Genomic DNA, 16,741 nt, shown 5'->3' with positions numbered 1-16,741 from the left:
CTATGTTCTTTTCGCAAAGATAGTGTTTCGTATAGTATTAGTCGCGTAAGGTCTTGCCAGTAAGTTGGATGAAGAGTTCTTGTAGACCGTGAGGACGTTGCACTTCGCGTTGCTGGTCGCGCATCGCTAGAAGCTGTTCCAGTGTGCCTAACGCGATGATCTGGCCTTCGTCTACAATCGCGATACGATTGCAGAGGCGTTCGGCCTCTTCCATATAGTGTGTGGTATAGAGGATTGTAGTCCCCTGATCGCGTAACTGTTCAATTGTCTCGAAGATGTATTCACGGGATTGGGGGTCAACGCCCACCGTTGGCTCATCCATCATCAAGAAGGCGGGCCGGTGCATCAGGGCGATAGCCATGTTGATGCGGCGCTGCATACCTCCTGAGAACTTCTTGACCGCGTCTTTGCGGCGGTCGTAGAGCCTGACGAAATGGAGAAGTTCCTGTGCGCGCTCTTTGCGCTCCTTCGATGAGAGACCATACATCTCGCCAAAGAACTCCAGATTCTCCAGGGCGTTCAAATCGTTATAGAGGGCTATCTCCTGCGGCACGACCCCAAGCGAACGTTTTACCGTGCGTGGTTCTCGCTTGATGGAGTGCCCATTGATGAGCGTATCGCCAGAGGTAGGTTCGAGATAGCCGCACATCATATTGATGGTGGTGCTTTTTCCGGCCCCATTAGGACCGAGGAGCCCGAAAATCTCGCCTTTGCCGATGGTGTATGAGATGTCCCTGACCGCCTCGTATTTGCCAAAGGTTTTGACAAGATGCTGCACTTCAACCGCTGTTTCACGACCATCTTTCGGCAGGTGGATTGGTCCTGTGCGCGTGATTTCTGAAAGCGATTCTGACATCGGTGAAGAGTCCCTTCTATGAAAAGTTGCTTGTGTTCAAGTTCGTGAGAGAAGTATAGCTGAAGTTGAAGCCAGGGGGAGAGTACGCAAAGGCACAATCCGGCATGTGACGAAAGTCATGGTCATCAATGACCGAAGGGCTACTGCTCCACTTTGCGCTAATTTGGGGGAGGATATGGACAAAAAAGTAAGCGTCCAGAATCATGAATTCTGTATAATAGGTCTACATTTAGGGGTGCTGTCTCTCGCAAGTGACTCGCGCGGGGCGAAGTATTACGCCCTTGCGGCAGCACAGGTCGGGAACACATCGACATACAGCTCTACGATGATGGAAGGACACTCAGAAAAAACTGATACGCATCCAGTGGTAAGCTAAGGTCCTCTGGTGGAATCCGCGGAGCAAAGGGGTTTGAAGTGTGGGTTCATAGGAAGCCAATAGTGCCTCCGAGCCTGCGGGAGCCAATCTTCCGCAGATACGTAGGAGCCCAGTTTGTGTCACAGGCTGGGAACGCGTCCCAGGCGTTCGCGATTGCTCTGATCGCGTTGTCTGGGCATGGGATCTGGGCGCTGCTCACAGCCGTCCTCCTGAATCAACTGCCCTACATTGCGCTCTCACTGTGGGGCGGGAGCATTGCCGACCGGTATCCACGCCGGACCGTGCTCCTATGGACGCTGGGTATCCTAATTACCCTGTCCATGATTCTCGGAGAGCTACAGCTCACGGGCACGTTGAGCCTGGGGTGGCTTTACGCAATACAGATCTTCAATAGCGCGGTGAGTGGGGTCTTTGGTCCCACTGAATCCGCGCTGGTGCAGGAGATCGTGCGCCCAGCAGTCATGCGCAATGCCCAACTCCTCAATTCCGTCGCAAGTGGCGGTGGAGTGATGATGGGTGGAGCGCTTGGGAGCCTCTTGAGTAGGCCTGAATTGCTGGGTTGGCTCTTCGCCTTCAATGCTGCCAGCTACCTTCCCGCCCTGGTGGTTGTGTGGTTGGTGCCAGTCGGAAGAGCGAGGCCTCAGGAACGGGGCATGCCCGCGCCGTATCGCGAGGCATGGCAGAGTCTCGCAGTGCGACCGGAGGCCAAGTTGGCGCTCATGGCCTATGGCATTGCTCTGTTCTTTTTCATGAATGGAGCCGTGTTGCAGCCGCTCATTGGTCACAGGCTATTGGGTGGCGCCCGGGCCTACGCGTGGATCTCGATGGCGAATGGTGTTGGCTACCTCATCATTACCGCTGCGCAAGCAATGGGAGAAGGGAACCGACCCAGGAGCTCGACAACCAGATTCACTCGAGCCAAAGGGACCCAACTTGATAGTATATTGGGCTGGGTCGTGCAAGATGGCGTTTGTATCGTGGCCTATGGCGCGGCCTTCGGGTTGTTCCCATCGATCTGCTTCATGCTCGCGTCGTGCTGGGGGTCGAACGCCGTAAAGGTCACAGTTCAGACCCTGCTTGTGATGGAACGCAACGGGCAGAAAGTCGAGAGCCGCCTGTTTGGGCGTCTTAATGCCGTGATGCAAAGTGTAGGCCTGGCTTGTATCATGCTGGGTAACTTGCTTGCGGCTGCCGTGGCTGATTTCTGGGGGTGCGTGCCGCCTCCGTGGGGATCGAAGTGGTGGGTGTGGTCATCTTCGGTGTCTGGTGGTTCTACAGGCGTCGTAGGAGCTGACGTACAGATGAGGTGTTCCGGGGAGCAACATGCCTTGATGGCGCTCCCCGGAACACCTCATTGAATATCTCTGCTTGCATCAATGACCGAAGAGCTCTTGCGCCACCTTCGCGCTAAATTGGGAGAGGATTCGGACAGAAAATAAGCATACAGAGCTCATGCGTACGGTATAATAGGTCTACATTTAGGGATGGTGTCTCTCGCTAGTGACTCGCGCGGGGCGAAGGATTACGCCCCTGCGGCAGCACAGGTCGGGAACACATCGACATACAACTCTACGATAAAAGAAAGGACACCCAGAAAACCTGATACACATCCAGAGATAAGCCAAGACCGTCTGGCGGAGCCCGCTGAACAAAGGGGTTGAAGTGCGGGTCAACAAAGAGTCAATAGTGCCCGAGAGCTTGCGAGATCCAGTATTTCGTAAGTATGTAGGAGCCCAGTTTGTGTCACAGGCTGGGAACGCGTCACAGGCGTTCGCGATTTCCCTGATCGCACTATCTGGGCATGGGATCTGGGCGTTGCTTACAGCCGTCCTTCTGAATCAACTGCCCTGCATTGCGTTCTCACTGTGGGGTGGGAACATTGCCGACCGGTATCCACGCCGAGCAGTGCTCCTGTGGACGCTGGGCATCATGACGGCAATAGCTGTGATTCTCGGGGGGCTACAGTTCATGGGTTCGTTGAGCCTCGTGATGCTGTACGCTATGCAGGTCCTCAGTAGCGCAGTGGGTGGGATCTTCAGTCCTGCTGAAGCCGCGCTGGTGCAGGAATTTGTGAGTCCGGCGGTTCTGCTCAATGCCAAACTCATCAACGCTGTCGCCATTGGCGGGGGATGACGATGGGTGGAGCGCTTGGAAGCCTCTTGTCTGAGCCTAGTCTACGGGGTTGGCTCTTCGCCTTCAACGCTGTCAGTTACCTTCCTGCTCTGGTGTTCCTGTTGCGGGCGCCAGTTGGAAGGAAGAGCCCGCAGGCGCCGGGTATGCCTGCGCCGTATCGTGAGGCGTGGCAGAGCCTCGCTTCGCGACCGGATGCTCGGTTGGCGCTGGTTGTATTCGGCATCGTTCTGTTCTTTTTCACGAACGGAGCCGTGTTGCAGCCGCTCATTGGGTACAGGCTGCTTGGCGGAGCCAGGGCCTACGCATGGATCATGACGGCCAATGGCGTTGGTAATCTCATCATTACCATTGCGCAAGCAATGAGAGAGAGTAGCCGACGTGCGGGCGCGATGTCCAGGCGGATCGGAGCAAAGGGGACTCAGCTCGACGGTATGCTTGGGTGGGGGATGTGCGTGGGCCTTTGCATCGTGATCTACGGTGCGGCCTTTGGATTGCTCCCATCCATTAGTTTCATGCTTGCGTCGTGCTGGGGGGCAAACTTCGTAAGAGTCACCGCCAACATCCTGCTTGTTCAGGAACGCGACGGGCAATATGTTGATATTCGCCTGCATGGGCGTCTCAATGCCCTGATGCAGACTATGGCTATCGTCTGTATCATGCTGGGTGACCTGCTCGCCGTGATTGTTGCCGATTCCCGGGGAGTGCGTGCAGCCTCCGTGGGGATCGAGGCGGTGGGCGTGTGTGTTGTTGGTGTCGTCTGGTGGTTCTACAGGCATCGTAAGAGCTGAAAAACAAATGAGGTGTTCCGGGATAGGCCATCAAGGCTTAGTATTCCCTGGAACACCTCATTCGTGTTTGTGCCTCTATTCTGCTTGTAAGGGGTATCAGGCGGTTTTGAGGTACGAGCGGCGGCCATAGAGAATGAGAGCGGCGAGTAGCCCAAGGACCAGGGGCATCAGGGCTCCCATGCTATCGCCACTCGCTAGCGTGATTGTGGTCGCTCCGATCATGATAATGATTAACCCGGCGGCTGCCAGGGGCGTCAGGATGCGCTGAATGCGGAAGAGTCCCGGCAGGATCAGGCCAAGCGCGCCAGCGACTTCGGCCACACCGAGGAAGCGAATGAAGAGGCCCGGCAGGGGAATCGCCATCTGGGTCGTCATCATCTCAATGGGCATGATAAGCTTACTACTACCTGAGAAGAGAAAGATAAGCGCGACCAGTACTTGAACAGCCCACAGCCCTATTGACATAGCTACTTTCCCATGTTGCGCCTTGCTATTGTTCTTGCTTGTTGCCCGATTAATGGTTAAATTCTGCATCTTCATTTCCCTCTTTCATATGATTACTTTTGTTTTGCAAGTATTACACTCTATTATTCCAAACAGGTGGTGAAAAAGCGGTAATTTAGAGAGACGGATTGAACGAGATTTGAGAAAACGTGTTAACTGTCTGGAGGGGGCTCTTTGCCCGCTTGACGTGCCTGTTTCGAGGGTGCTATCTTCAAGTAAAGGATGCCAATGTCTATTGCTATAGAGAGGGAGAGGTCAATGAAGGACCAGGAGAGCAGACAGCTTGCAGTGCAAGCCCTGGAGCAGGGAGAGGGCGTCGTAAGGCTGGCACCTGCCTGGGTGCCACGTGTATTTTGTGTGCCGGGTCGTCGTTTGCGCTTACATCCAAGCGATCTCTACGCTTTTGGCGCTCAACGTGGTGGAATTGATGAGCGCTGGTTATCGTCGACCGTGAAGGCCGATAATGGACCACAGACGACCGATGACGAAGGATTAAGCTATATTTATGTCACGGAGAATCAGCGGGTCACTCTGCGCGAAGCCATCGGATTAGAGGGAGAGGCATATCTCGGTCAGGAGGCATACACGCGCTATGGCGGATGGGTCATGCTGAGCAAGTTCTTTGACAATATGCATCCCCTGCCACACCATATGCATCAGAGCGATGAAGTCGCAGCCAGGGTTGGGCGCAGGGGGAAGCCAGAGGCTTATTTCTTCCCACCTCAGTACAACTTCGCGCTTAACACCTTCCCTTATACCTTCTTTGGCCTGGAACCAGGAACGACGAAAGAGCAGGTTATCGCGTGCCTGAAGCGCTGGCATGAAGGGGATAACGGTATCCTGCAACTCTCCAGGGCCTATCGCTTGACGCCTGGAACTGGTTGGAATGTGCCAACTGGCATTCTGCACGCGCCCGGTACACTCTGTACCTATGAGCCGCAACGCGCCAGCGATGTCCTCTCGATGTGGCAGTCGCTCGTTGCCGATTATCAGGTTATCGACCGCGAACTGTTGGTCAAAGATGTGCCCGAAGAGAAGTGGTATGATTATGAGTACCTGATTAGCATGCTTGATTGGGGGGCCAATGTTGATCCAGCGTTCGCTGCCCGGCATTTTACCGAACCTTGTCCGGCACGCGAGGCAGAGCAGATGCACGCTGAAGGCTATCATGAGAACTGGATTACCTATGGGAGTGATGCCTTTAGCGCCAAAGAATTGACCATTTATCCAGGTCAAGAGGTAACCATTACGGATGCCGCTGCCTATGGTCTTATTTGCGTGCAGGGCTATGGGCGCTTTGGCGTCCATGCAATCTCCTCGCCATCTATGATTCGCTTCCATGAGATGACCGAGGATGAGTTCTTTGTGAGTGCGCAAGCGGCCCACAATGGCGTCCATATTGTGAATCTGAGCACGACTGAACCACTGGTAATGCTAAAGCATTTCAACCCTGGCAATCCTGAAATGCCCGAGTGTAACCCGTTGTAGTGATATTAGAGGAGGAACATCATGGAGGCACTAGTTCTAGAGAAAGCAAAGGAGCTTTCGCTACGCGAAATAGAGCTACCTGACGAACTTGGACCACACGACGTACGCATCGCCGTTCACACAGTAGGCATATGTGGGAGTGATGTCCATTACTATCAGCATGGGGCCATTGGTCCATTTGTGGTCAAGGCTCCTATGGTTCTGGGGCATGAAGCCTCTGGAACGGTAGTGGAAGTGGGTCGCGAGGTCAGCCATCTCAAGAAAGGGGACCGGGTTTGTATGGAGCCCGGCATCCCCGATCCCAACAGCCGGGCAAGTCGTTTGGGTCTCTATAACCTGGACCCAGCCGTGCGTTTCTGGGCGACGCCTCCTGTACATGGCTGTCTCACTCCCTATGTCGTGCATCCTGCGGCTTATACCTTCAAACTGCCCGACAATCTCAGCTTCGCGGAAGGGGCGATGGTCGAGCCCCTGGCGGTGGGCATTCATGCCTCGGTCAAAGCGCGCATCAAGCCGGGCGATCTTGCAGTAGTGCTTGGCGCTGGCCCGATTGGTATGGTGACGGCGCTTGCCGCGCTGGCTGGCGGGTGCAGTCGCGTCGTGATAACGGATGTCTTGCAGCCTAAACTCGATCTGGCTGCGACCCTGGGTCCGATTACGCCAGTGAATGTCGCTCGCGAGAGCCTGGTGGAGGTAGTGAACAGTTTGAGTGGTGGCTGGGGTGCGGACCTCGTCTTCGAGGCTTCAGGAAATGTGCGCTCTGCCGCGAGTGTTTTTGAGTCGCTCTGCCCTGGCGGGACCGTCGTCTTTATCGGTATGCCGGGCGCTCCGGTACCTCTTGATATCGTTTCCGCCCAGGCCAAGGAGGCGCATATCGAGACCGTGTTCCGCTACGCGCATGTCTATCCGCGCGCATTGGCCTTGATGGAGAGCGGCAAGATCGATGTGAAACCCTTACTCACTGATACCTTCCGCTTTGAGGAAAGTGTCGCGGCCGTGCGCTATGAGGCGCATCGTAGTATCCCTGGCCCAACCAGGTAGAACTGAGAGGAATGTTCTAGGGTTGACGGCTCACCTTTGGCCTGAAAAGGCTAAGGGGACAGTAGCATGCCGATAACGCGAGAGGTATCTGAAAGCACTGTAAGATGCGCCTCGCAAGACCCGCGCGATATGGTAAAGGCTAAACTGCTTGAAACCCAATCTCCATTGGGGTTCACATTCCCCCATTGGTAGAGTGCTTGAAACCAATGTCATGAGATGCAAGGGCCTGAGTCCGCGACCCCTGCAACCTCTTTCTCATGAGCGATGGCTAACGAAGCCACCTAAAGAGATGAATGGGTTACCTACGTCGCGCTCGGACGTACTACGATGACGTACCATAGGATCATCTACAGGGAGAGATCCCCACGATGACGGACATCCCATAGTAGTCAGAGGAAAGGAAAGCTTTCTACACGGCAAAGGGGGTGAGGTGATGAGATACACAGAAAAGCGAGGTACTTGAGATAAGGACAGCCGAAACCGTCCTGAGTATCATTCAAGAACGTGGCCTACAGGAACGTAGGCATCGAACCTTGAACATCACTGGCGAGCCGGATGAGTCGAAAGGTTCAAGTTCGGTTCTGAGGGAGACTGAGAGAAAAGGAGCAAGCAAGTGAAACCTCGCTCCCAGTCTACCCTACTTTGAGTATGCTACCCATATGCGCCCGGAGTCGGTGAAGGCTCAAATCGTATTGCCGGACTAGACGAACGAAAGCGGCGCGGCTGGCTGTGTATAGAGCGGTCGCGTTGCTTTTTTCTTTGCTTCCCTCAAACGAAAGAGCTGCTCAGGACTCCCTACACAGACAATGTTTTCGCGAAAACAAATAGATGGTGTAGGTGAGTTTCGATGTTTAACCCCTCTTCAATATTCGCATGTTGCCCCTTGACTTAAAGTCAACTTGAATAGGTAGACTCCATAACAGGTTGATAACGCTGGTATCAGCCTGTTATGGAGTCTACCTATGAGAGGATGTTCTATCATGCAAGAGCATAACAATTTGTTCGAGGTCAGCGACCAAAATTTTGAGTCGCAGGTATTGCAATCTGAACTGCCGGTGCTGATCGATTTCTGGGCCGAGTGGTGCCCTCACTGCAAAGTTCTCGCGCCTAATTACGCGCGTTTAAGCGATACATACGCTGGCGCGGTGCGTTTCGCGACTCTCAACGCCGATGACAATCCCGATGTCCCTACCCGCTTTGGTGTGCAGGGATTACCAACGCTGCTGCTCTTCGCCTCTGGCAATCTTGTGGCGCGTATCGTTGGGCCACACCCGACGCGCTTGCAGCAGCGTATTGAGCAGGCGCTTTCCCAGAGCGGTCTCTCCCAGGCCATTCGGTAGCCTGTAATTACTGCATAAGCGTTTGATTTATGTTCAATCCGTCTGCCCTCCGCGAGAGGCAGCAGAGGCGGATATGGATTGTTTTCGCGAAAACAATTTTCCGGTGTACCCGTCTCTCGTGGGGGGAGAAGGAGTGTGGAATAAGCCCTGTGTAGGTTGAGGACTGTCTTGGGACCAACATCTTTAAGAGAAACGTCTGCATCAGCGTCCCAAGCTAATCTGCAGGGATGAGAGAAAATGGTAGGGAAAAGGCAAGATTCCCACAGATTGCACAACGAGGTGATCCACAAGCAAACAAAAAGAGAAACGACAATAATTCCTATCTTTGGAGACCTTTTTCTTCGGGTTTTGCCATGCTACCGCTTTTACGTGTGATTTAGACGGACTCGTGGAAGAACAGAAGCTCATACCGATATTCATGGCTAGTTGATCCTTTGAAAACATCGGCATTGAGTTTGGTGGCGACTCGTTGGAAACCCAGAGACTCGATCAATGTGATGGATGCCGCGTTGCGTGTATCAATCTCAGCCACGATGAGATGAACTTGATAGTCCTTGAACAAAAGATCCAGGACGCGTTGGCATCCTTCCCTGGCGTACCCTTGTCTCCAGAATGGCGGAAACAACATATAGGCAAGGTACGCGGTTTCATCAGGGTAAACTGACGCTTGAAGGAGCCCCACATAGACAGTCTCTCTCCGCTGGCGCATGGCCCAATTGAGCCAGATTTCCTGTCCATCGGGTGATCTCCTGGATGAGAGCCGCTGGTAACGGGTGGTGAGTGCCTCTGATGAGGTCGGAGGATTTTCTGGGAGAAATTCGTAGATGGCAGGTGATTGAAGAGGCTCATACAAGGCCAAGGCATGAGAGGGATAAAGTGGTTCAAGCCAGAGGCGCGAAGTTTCCAGAACAGCTTCAGATTGAACAAGATCCAAGATGGTGTTCCTCTCTTCTTTTTCGTCTCTCCTGTCTTGTGGAGATCTGACTTCCCCTCGTCAGTTTCGTCTATTCTAGCATGTTCATAGTGAAAGGGGAATACTCCACTCCTATTAGGCAGCCTGTGGGCCGCCTGCAACGGGACGCTTCAATTTCGAGAGAAGGCAGAAGCAGATTTGTGGCACAATAGATAGTGATATTTCAACTTATCAAGGGAGATAACGCTATGTCTGAATCTATTGAGAGCCTACTCCAACAAATGACGCTTCAGGAGAAGGTGGCTATGCTCGCAGGTGCCGATATGTGGCACACGGTCGCTATTGAGCGCCTTGGCATTCCCGCTTTGAAGGTGAGTGATGGTCCCAACGGGGCACGTGGTGGTGCCATGCAAGGTGGTGTCACTGCAGCCTGCTTCCCGTCAGGAATCGCCCTTGCCTCTACCTGGAATACGGAACTCGTCGAGCGTGTTGGGCAGGCGCTGGCGCAGGAAGCCAGGACCAAGGGAGCGCGCGTTCTGCTCGCGCCGACGGTGAACATTCATCGTACGCCCATTGGTGGACGCAATTTTGAAAGTTTCTCCGAAGATCCCTATCTTACGGCGAGAATGGCGGTCGCTTATATTCGGGGTCTGCAAAGTCAGGGCGTTGGCGCAACGGTGAAGCACTACGCTGGCAATGAATCCGAGTTTGAGCGCCATAGCATGAGTACGGAGATCGATGAGCGTACACTGCGCGAGATCTATCTTCCGCCATTTGAGGCAGCTGTCCGCGAGGCAAACACCTGGGCGGTCATGGCCTCCTACAACCTCGTCAATGGCATTCCCGCTAGCGAGCACCCTGTCCTGCTTCGGAATATTTTGCGTGAAGAATGGGGCTTTGATGGAGCTGTCGTTTCTGACTGGTTCCTCTCGGTGAAAAGTACCGCCGCCTCTGTCAACGAGGGACTGGACCTGGAAATGCCGGGTCCTGGTCTCTGGCGTGGCGAGAAACTTCTCCAAGCGGTCAAGGACGGCGAGGTGGAGGAGAGCACACTTGATGAGAGTGTGCGCCGCCTCTTACGCTTGCTTGAGAAGGCGGGTAAATTTGAGCACCCAGAGGAAGAGCCAGAACAAGCGGTGAATAACCCCGAGCACCGGGCACTGATTCGTGAGGCCGCCGCTTCGGGCATGGTGTTGCTCAAGAACGATCATGATGTGCTGCCATTGCGACGCGAGTCTTCTCGCTCGCTTGCTATCATTGGACCCAACGCTAAAGTCGCGCAGATCATGGGAGGCGGAAGCGCGCAGGTCAATCCACACTACATTGTGACGCCTTATGATGGCATCCTTGCCAACGCTGGCGAACAGATTACCATTGGATACGAGCAGGGCTGCACCAATCACAAACTCCTTCCGCTGCTTGACACCCAACTCCTTCTCGCAGCAGAGGATAGCGGCCTGAAGCTTGAATATTTCAATGCGCCTACTCCTGGCGAGACCCCTGTTTATCAGGAGTTCGCGACTTCCAGCGAACGGATGTGGTTTGGTCCTCTACCAGAGGGTGTAAATCCCCAGGAGTTCGCCGTACGCGCTAGTGGTCGCTTCGTGCCCAAAGAATCTGGTAGGCATTCCTTTAGTCTGGTAAGTGCTGGCTTGAGTCGTCTCTTTATTGACGGCCAGGAAGTGCTTGATAATTGGACCAGTCAGTCGCGCGGTGACACCTACTTTGGTATGGGATCAACGGAGGTGCGGTCTCAGATAGAGATGGTGGCGGGACGCGAGTATGAACTGGTCATGGAGTTTGGCAAAAGCGCGACCTCTATGGCGTCGGCTATGCGTCTGGGTTATCTGCCTCCACTTCCAGAGGATATGCTTGAGCGCGCGGTCACGCTGGCGGCTCAATCTGAAGTCGCGCTGGTATTTGTAGGCCTGAGTGGTGAGTGGGAGAGCGAGGGCTTTGATCGCGCGCACATGGAGTTGCCAGGGGAGCAGAACAAGCTCATCGCGCGAATCGCGGATGTCAACCCAAAGACCGTCGTCGTACTCAGCTCAGGTTCAGCTCTCGCGATGCCGTGGTTAGAGCAAGTCGCGGCAGTTGTGCAAGCCTGGTATCCTGGTCAGGAGTGTGGTAACGCCATAGCCGATATCCTCTTTGGCGATGTCAATCCTTCAGGCAAGCTTCCCCAGACCTTCCCCGTACGGCTGGAAGATACTCCCGCCTATCTCACCTATCCCGGTGAGAATGGCAGGGTATACTACGCCGAAGGCTTGTTTGTGGGCTATCGCTACTATGACAAGAAGCATGTTGCGCCCCTCTTCCCCTTTGGCTTTGGTCTCTCTTACACCGATTTTGTATATAGCCAATTGAATGTAAGCGCGAAGCAGATTGGAGCTGGCGAGTCTGTGCGAGTCTCGCTAGAGGTAACGAATACAGGCAAGTGTGCCGGGCATGAGATTGTGCAGCTCTATGTGCGGGATGTGAAATCGAGCTTGCATCGGCCTGAGAAGGAGTTGAAGGCCTTCAGTAATGTCCGGCTTGAAGTGGGCGAGACCCGGACGGTCACGCTAGAGATCGGACGCGAAGCACTTGCGTATTTTGATGACAACGCCCATCAGTGGGTCGCTGAAAGCGGAGAGTTTGAAGTTCTGGTCGGTTCATCCTCGCAGGATATCCGAGCCACCACGACCTTTGAGCTAACCGAGACAAGCTCCTGGCTCTAGTAAAAACGATACGGGCAGTGTGGAACGTCGTCAGTTGGCATTGCACATTGCCCGTAAGCCTGCGAATCTACATTTCACCCGAGGGCGGAGGAAGAGGTGTTTTTGTGCTCACGGGCTCCCCGAATTCCGGTGCACCATCGGTCTTCCAGGTAAAAGGTTGCGCGCGGGTCACTCGCCCTTCATAGGTAAAATCCGCAACATCCTTGGCATGGTAGAGCATCCAGCTCTCTTTGCCATCGGGAGAGGTCGTAAAGGTCGCGCGGCCCGGACCATAGACGCCGTTCTTCTCGCTGTACTTAAAGACTGGCCCCCGTTTATTCCACGAGCTACTCTGCAGTGGGTCGCCAGATCCATTATAGGTTAACAAGCCCAGGCAGTAGTTGAAGTTGCCCGTGTCGCTCCCAGAATACACGACAAAGGTCTTGTCATCGTGATAGAGCGCGGTTGGTCCCTCCGCCACGGGATAGACGGATTGCCCGGAGTCCGCGCCTCGCTCCCACGGCTCAACGGGATCAACCAGCAGGCGTGGTTCAGCGCTCTGAGTGAGTGGATCGCTCAGGGGCGCGATATAGATGGCGTTCGTTCCCTTCTCCAGCACGTACATGATATAGAGCTTCCCATTGATTTGTAAAATTGAGGGATCTATCGCTGTTGTCTGGTCCATCCCCTGTAGCTGCCCCTTGAAAATATAGGGGCCGAGTGGATCTGTGCTCTGGCTTTGTAGCACGTAGATACGGTGGCTCTCATTCTTGCCATCACTTGTCGCTGTAAAATAAATGAACCAGTGTGGTGTTCCCTGATAGTCAAGCAGAAACATTGTTGGGGACCAGACCATCTGGCCCGGCTCTCCGGCTCCAGGTGTCCAGATCGTAAGCGGTTTAGACATGCCTATCCGTTCCAGGCGTGTCTCATGCCATAGCTCCAGGGATGTGCCTGTATGGGTACCCAGTAAATAATAGGTATTCTGGTGGAGGGTAATGAACGGGTCGGCAATTGGCGCAATAGGATTGCGTAGCTGAGGCGCAGTTTTGGAGGCTGAAGCTGATCCGCCCATGCTCGCGCATGAAGAGAGGAGCGCAAGCGGGATGATGCTCAAGGAGACGAGACTCGAAATGAGTAGAGGGCGCTTATGATGTGGTTTTAGAGGCATACGTATGTCCTGCTTCCTATGATATATGCTGGCACGATATGTGTTTGTGGTTTTGTGGCTAGTGCGGCATATGTAGGGGCGCCGCTGCTGAAGCGACGCGGCTACATATGCCGCGCTTACATATGAAGCTTCGTTATCTATTAATAGTGACCGAATTTGATCTGAATAGCTCCATTGAGATTGACGACGACTCCTACTTCGTTGGAGTTTTGATAACCAGTCTGGTAGATGGCGGGCCAGGTAGAGCAACCAGCGTTCCAGGCAGGCGGATCGTTCTGGTACCAGCTCGCTCCATTATTATCGCTGATCGAGATCTGGTTGGTGCAAGCAGAGGTAACCAGGATGCGTCCACTGGAGAGGACCGCTACATAGGGACCACTCTTCTGATTGGGTAAGATCTGCCCCAGGTCATTCGACCAGCTTGTGCCATTGGAAGAGAACTTGTAGTGGATGCTGCAATCCTCAGTGCCACAGACTTCAAAGACGAGGATAAACTGACCATTCGCCATCCTGGCGAAGCCCGGCATACCGGGGCGTGCGCTCCCTGGCTGCGCGGCGGCAAAGATCTCGTTCCCCCAAGTCACACCACCGTCGCACGAAACGCGCTCCGAAACCGTCTGACTGTACGCGGGATTCCCGTCGGCGTGCTTCTCGCTGGCATAGAAGCCAGCTATACAGCCGTTGGGAAGCACTGAGAGAAATGGTTCCCACAGACCTCGATCAAAGCGCCCGCCAGAGTTAGGATTAGTATCGAGCTGACTGACAAAGGTCCAGGTATAGCCGCCATCGGTACTCTTGACAATGGGGAGCCCATACCAGTTGAGATCAGTCTGCCGATTGCGCATCGCCATCAGGATCGTACCATTGCTCAACTGAACCATTTGCGACTGCTCCTGGATATGCCCGCCGTGATCGGTGGGTGATGGGATGGAGGCAATCACGGTATAGGTGGGAACAGATGGATTGCTGCGCGCGACCTTGATGACTGGCGTTCCATTGGCGGGATATTCGGTATAGGTGACCAGATTATCACCTTGTTTATCCCAGGGCAACATACGTCCCCAGGCCGGCCCATTGCTTGTGCTCACTGTTGAGGTGACGAACCAGCTAATAGGGCCAGCGGCATAGGCGATTTGGGGCGCGATCACAAGCAAGCTCAGGGCGGCAAAGACTACCGCGATCACTTTCCAGCGTGAAATGGATGCATTCATTGCATGCTTCTCCTTCGCGTTGTGAACGCCGTGTTGTTCTGTGTACGACACGGCTCCTTCCGTTTTCGTCGTCTCTGTCAAAGGCTAGTGGGACATGGCGTGGTGCCCAGACGGACGTCCGGCGCGGGTAGATAGGCGCTCGCTAAAGCTGAGCGCCTACATATTGAATCCTCCTTTCATGTATCATTGTTGTCCATGACAATATCGAGAAAGCTTTGGGCCAGAACTTGACCGTTCTCCCCGACGAGGTGAACGTGGAGCCTGCCCGTTGAGGTATCTGTGGGGAGGTGGCCCTGTAGCTCGATGGGATCGGATGTGGTAAAGGACTCAAGGGAGAGGGCGGCGGCTGCGATAGCTTCTCCTTCTGGACCCCAACGCCAGATCAGGGTGCCAGAGAGTGCTTGCGAGCCGCGATGCGCTACCCGTACATTGAATGCGAACGAACCGTCTCGTGTCGTATAGTCTTGCCCTGGTTTGTGTGGGATAAGATCAAAGATGACTACTCTCTCCGCGTTGATCTTGTCTGGTTCGCAGTCCAGGTCCTTTGGCTGGCGATCAGCCGTATAGATGCCGCATAGTTCATGCTCAACATCGTAAAGTTCCGTGTAGAGGTAGCCACTGAAGGCGGTATGGCGGAAGAACTCTTGGGTCTGCCAGCGCAGATGCCAGCCCCGCTCACGCGCTGTATGTCCACCGCCATACTCGCCATTGATTAATGGCAGGTTTTGATGATCTGTCTCCGGCAGGCTGAGTTGTGTCTCATACCATGTATCGACCGCTATCTGGTGTCCAAACCAGCTTGAGAGGTCGTTAGCAAGGGAACTGGTAACCTCATTCCATCTCTTGAGGTCGTTGTCATAGTAATGCCAGTCGAGCACATCGGTTTTGACGTGCGACCAGCCGGAATCATCAATGATCGGTCGAGTATGGTCTAATGCTGAGAGGAGATCATAGGCGCGAGCTACCGCTTCCTGCTTCTCTCTATCCTGAGCGGTGCGGAAGTTCAGACCCCATTCTTCGTTATAAATACCCCACAGAATGATAGAGGGATGGTTGTAGTCGCGCTCAACCATCGGGACTAGTTGGGCCTCAAAGGACGCTATCGCTTCTGTGGAGTATCGACCAATGCAGGGAGGCTCGGCCCAGACGAGTAGACCAAGTGTGTCTGCCCAATAGAGCCAGCGAGGATCTTCGAGCTTGATATGCTTCCGAATCATGTTATAGCCAGCCTTGAGGGCAAGTTCAACATCAAGCTGTAACGCCTGATCACTTGGAGCGGTATAGCCGCTGGTAGGCCAGAATCCCTGGTCGAGCGCTCCGCGTAAGAAGATCGGTTCTCCATTGAGGAGGATGAGCTTCCCCTGTGTCTCTACGCGGCGTAAACCTGTATAGGTTCGCACCAGATCCTCGCCATCCTCACTGGTAAGCGTGACCTGTAGATGATAGAGATGAGGGTCAGAGGGAGACCACAGGCGGGGCGAGGCGGGAAAGAGTGTTGCCTCTACGCTCTCGGCTCCCGCTATCTCAAGAGTTGGGCTCTCCTCGCCCTCAAGCTGGATGTGAAGTGTGGACCCATCTAGTTGTGGACCTGCGAGTGTGCCCTGAACGTGAATACCCTTGAGATCTGGCGTAGGAGTCAACCGGAGATGTTGGATATAGGTCGCGGGGCGAGCTTCCAACCAGACTGGTTGCCAGATGCCACTACTGGCTGTAAAGCAACAGCTATCGTAGTCGTCCGCTGGCTGGCTGCGCTGCTTACCATGAGGGATATAGCGCTTATCGAGCGGAGCTTCGACGCGCACGATTAACTCACCCCGACCCTCCAAGAGCGCGTCTGTAATGTCGAGTGAGAAGGGGGAATAGCCGCCAATGTGCTCCCCAATCCGGTGTCCATTGACCCAGACCTGACACGCGTAATGGACTGCGCCAAAATGCAGTATCGTGTGCTTGGTAGACCATGAGTCTGGGCGCTGTACTGCTCGACGATACCAGCCCACAGGCATCCATTCCCGTCCAATGCCTGATGCCTGGCTTTCCCAGGCAAAGGGTACGATGATGTGCTGTGACCAGGAGTCCGCGTCGGTTGCCTCCCAGTGCGTAGCCAGACCTTCGTCATTGGGATCAGCCCGAAAATCCCATTCACCATTTAAACATTGCCAGTGGTGGGAACGCTCAAAATCGGGGCGCGGGTATTCCGAACATTGCATACTTTTCGCTTTCC

Annotated in this window: 13 protein-coding genes; 7 read left to right on the top strand and 6 right to left on the bottom strand. The window is 54.3% G+C overall.

Annotated elements, in window-relative coordinates:
- Positions 1–37: 37 nt before the first annotated feature.
- Positions 38–856 carry an ABC transporter ATP-binding protein gene (locus K3T82_RS19500; RefSeq protein WP_220195228.1) on the bottom strand — a complete coding sequence of 273 codons (819 nt, stop codon included), beginning with the start codon at positions 854–856 and terminating at the stop codon, positions 38–40.
- Positions 857–1,270: 414 nt separating this feature from the next.
- Between K3T82_RS19500 and K3T82_RS19495 the strand changes: the two genes are divergently transcribed.
- From K3T82_RS19495 to K3T82_RS19485, 3 genes are all read left to right on the top strand, one after another.
- Positions 1,271–2,590 (top strand): MFS transporter, encoded by a 1,320-nt coding sequence (locus tag K3T82_RS19495; protein WP_307811087.1) that lies wholly within the window; start codon positions 1,271–1,273, stop codon positions 2,588–2,590.
- Positions 2,591–2,918: 328 nt separating this feature from the next.
- Complete coding sequence (locus K3T82_RS19490) at positions 2,919–3,365, top strand: MFS transporter (protein ID WP_220195226.1); 447 nt, start codon at positions 2,919–2,921, stop codon at positions 3,363–3,365.
- Between the two features lie 26 nt (positions 3,366–3,391).
- Entirely contained in the window at positions 3,392–4,153 is a 762-nt protein-coding gene (locus K3T82_RS19485; protein WP_220195225.1) for an MFS transporter, read from the top strand.
- A 96-nt stretch (positions 4,154–4,249) separates the two neighbouring features.
- Here the strand turns inward: K3T82_RS19485 and K3T82_RS19480 are convergent, their stop codons facing one another.
- Positions 4,250–4,687 (bottom strand): DoxX family protein, encoded by a 438-nt coding sequence (locus K3T82_RS19480; RefSeq protein WP_220195224.1) that lies wholly within the window; start codon positions 4,685–4,687, stop codon positions 4,250–4,252.
- A gap of 228 nt (positions 4,688–4,915) precedes the next feature.
- On the opposite strand from K3T82_RS19480, the gene K3T82_RS19475 reads away from it, so the two are divergent.
- The 3 genes from K3T82_RS19475 to K3T82_RS19465 all read left to right on the top strand — a co-directional run bounded on the left by K3T82_RS19475 (position 4,916) and on the right by K3T82_RS19465 (position 8,526).
- Complete coding sequence (locus K3T82_RS19475) at positions 4,916–6,145, top strand: hypothetical protein (RefSeq protein ID WP_220195223.1); 1,230 nt, start codon at positions 4,916–4,918, stop codon at positions 6,143–6,145.
- 21 nt (positions 6,146–6,166) lie between these two features.
- Positions 6,167–7,186, top strand: coding sequence for an NAD(P)-dependent alcohol dehydrogenase (locus K3T82_RS19470; protein ID WP_220195222.1), 1,020 nt, complete (start codon positions 6,167–6,169; stop codon positions 7,184–7,186).
- 980 nt (positions 7,187–8,166) lie between these two features.
- A complete protein-coding gene (locus K3T82_RS19465) occupies positions 8,167–8,526 on the top strand; it encodes a thioredoxin family protein (RefSeq protein WP_220195221.1) in 360 nt (119 codons plus the stop codon).
- 376 nt (positions 8,527–8,902) lie between these two features.
- Here K3T82_RS19465 and K3T82_RS19460 read toward each other — a convergent pair whose 3' ends face one another.
- Positions 8,903–9,460 carry a GNAT family N-acetyltransferase gene (locus tag K3T82_RS19460; RefSeq protein WP_220195220.1) on the bottom strand — a complete coding sequence of 186 codons (558 nt, stop codon included), beginning with the start codon at positions 9,458–9,460 and terminating at the stop codon, positions 8,903–8,905.
- Between the two features lie 227 nt (positions 9,461–9,687).
- On the opposite strand from K3T82_RS19460, the gene K3T82_RS19455 reads away from it, so the two are divergent.
- On the top strand, positions 9,688–12,159 hold the full coding sequence (locus tag K3T82_RS19455; protein ID WP_220195219.1) for a beta-glucosidase: 2,472 nt from the start codon (positions 9,688–9,690) through the stop codon (positions 12,157–12,159).
- 67 nt (positions 12,160–12,226) lie between these two features.
- Here K3T82_RS19455 and K3T82_RS19450 read toward each other — a convergent pair whose 3' ends face one another.
- From K3T82_RS19450 to K3T82_RS19440, 3 genes are all read right to left on the bottom strand, one after another.
- Entirely contained in the window at positions 12,227–13,309 is a 1,083-nt protein-coding gene (locus tag K3T82_RS19450) for a glycoside hydrolase family 43 protein (RefSeq protein WP_220195218.1), read from the bottom strand.
- 140 nt (positions 13,310–13,449) lie between these two features.
- Positions 13,450–14,520 carry a sialidase family protein gene (locus K3T82_RS19445; RefSeq protein ID WP_220195217.1) on the bottom strand — a complete coding sequence of 357 codons (1,071 nt, stop codon included), beginning with the start codon at positions 14,518–14,520 and terminating at the stop codon, positions 13,450–13,452.
- 176 nt (positions 14,521–14,696) lie between these two features.
- On the bottom strand, positions 14,697–16,727 hold the full coding sequence (locus K3T82_RS19440) for a glycoside hydrolase family 2 protein (protein ID WP_220195216.1): 2,031 nt from the start codon (positions 16,725–16,727) through the stop codon (positions 14,697–14,699).
- Between the last annotated feature and the right edge of the window lie 14 nt (positions 16,728–16,741).

The organism is Ktedonospora formicarum, assembly GCF_016587355.1.
Lineage (GTDB): Bacteria > Chloroflexota > Ktedonobacteria > Ktedonobacterales > Ktedonobacteraceae > Ktedonobacter > Ktedonobacter formicarum.
This window is presented reverse-complemented; position numbering and strand designations above follow the sequence as displayed.

Bases quoted from the DNA above. Each gene is read 5' to 3' on its own strand.
- K3T82_RS19470 (WP_220195222.1), top strand. From the start codon at position 6,167: ATGGAGGCACTAGTTCTAGAGAAAGCAAAGGAGCTTTCGCTACGCGAA.
- K3T82_RS19500 (WP_220195228.1), bottom strand. From the start codon at position 856: ATGTCAGAATCGCTTTCAGAAATCACGCGCACAGGACCAATCCACCTG.
- K3T82_RS19465 (WP_220195221.1), top strand. From the start codon at position 8,167: ATGCAAGAGCATAACAATTTGTTCGAGGTCAGCGACCAAAATTTTGAG.
- K3T82_RS19480 (WP_220195224.1), bottom strand. From the start codon at position 4,687: ATGCAGAATTTAACCATTAATCGGGCAACAAGCAAGAACAATAGCAAG.
- K3T82_RS19475 (WP_220195223.1), top strand. From the start codon at position 4,916: ATGAAGGACCAGGAGAGCAGACAGCTTGCAGTGCAAGCCCTGGAGCAG.
- K3T82_RS19455 (WP_220195219.1), top strand. From the start codon at position 9,688: ATGTCTGAATCTATTGAGAGCCTACTCCAACAAATGACGCTTCAGGAG.
- K3T82_RS19445 (WP_220195217.1), bottom strand. From the start codon at position 14,520: ATGAATGCATCCATTTCACGCTGGAAAGTGATCGCGGTAGTCTTTGCC.
- K3T82_RS19450 (WP_220195218.1), bottom strand. From the start codon at position 13,309: ATGCCTCTAAAACCACATCATAAGCGCCCTCTACTCATTTCGAGTCTC.
- K3T82_RS19440 (WP_220195216.1), bottom strand. From the start codon at position 16,727: ATGCAATGTTCGGAATACCCGCGCCCCGATTTTGAGCGTTCCCACCAC.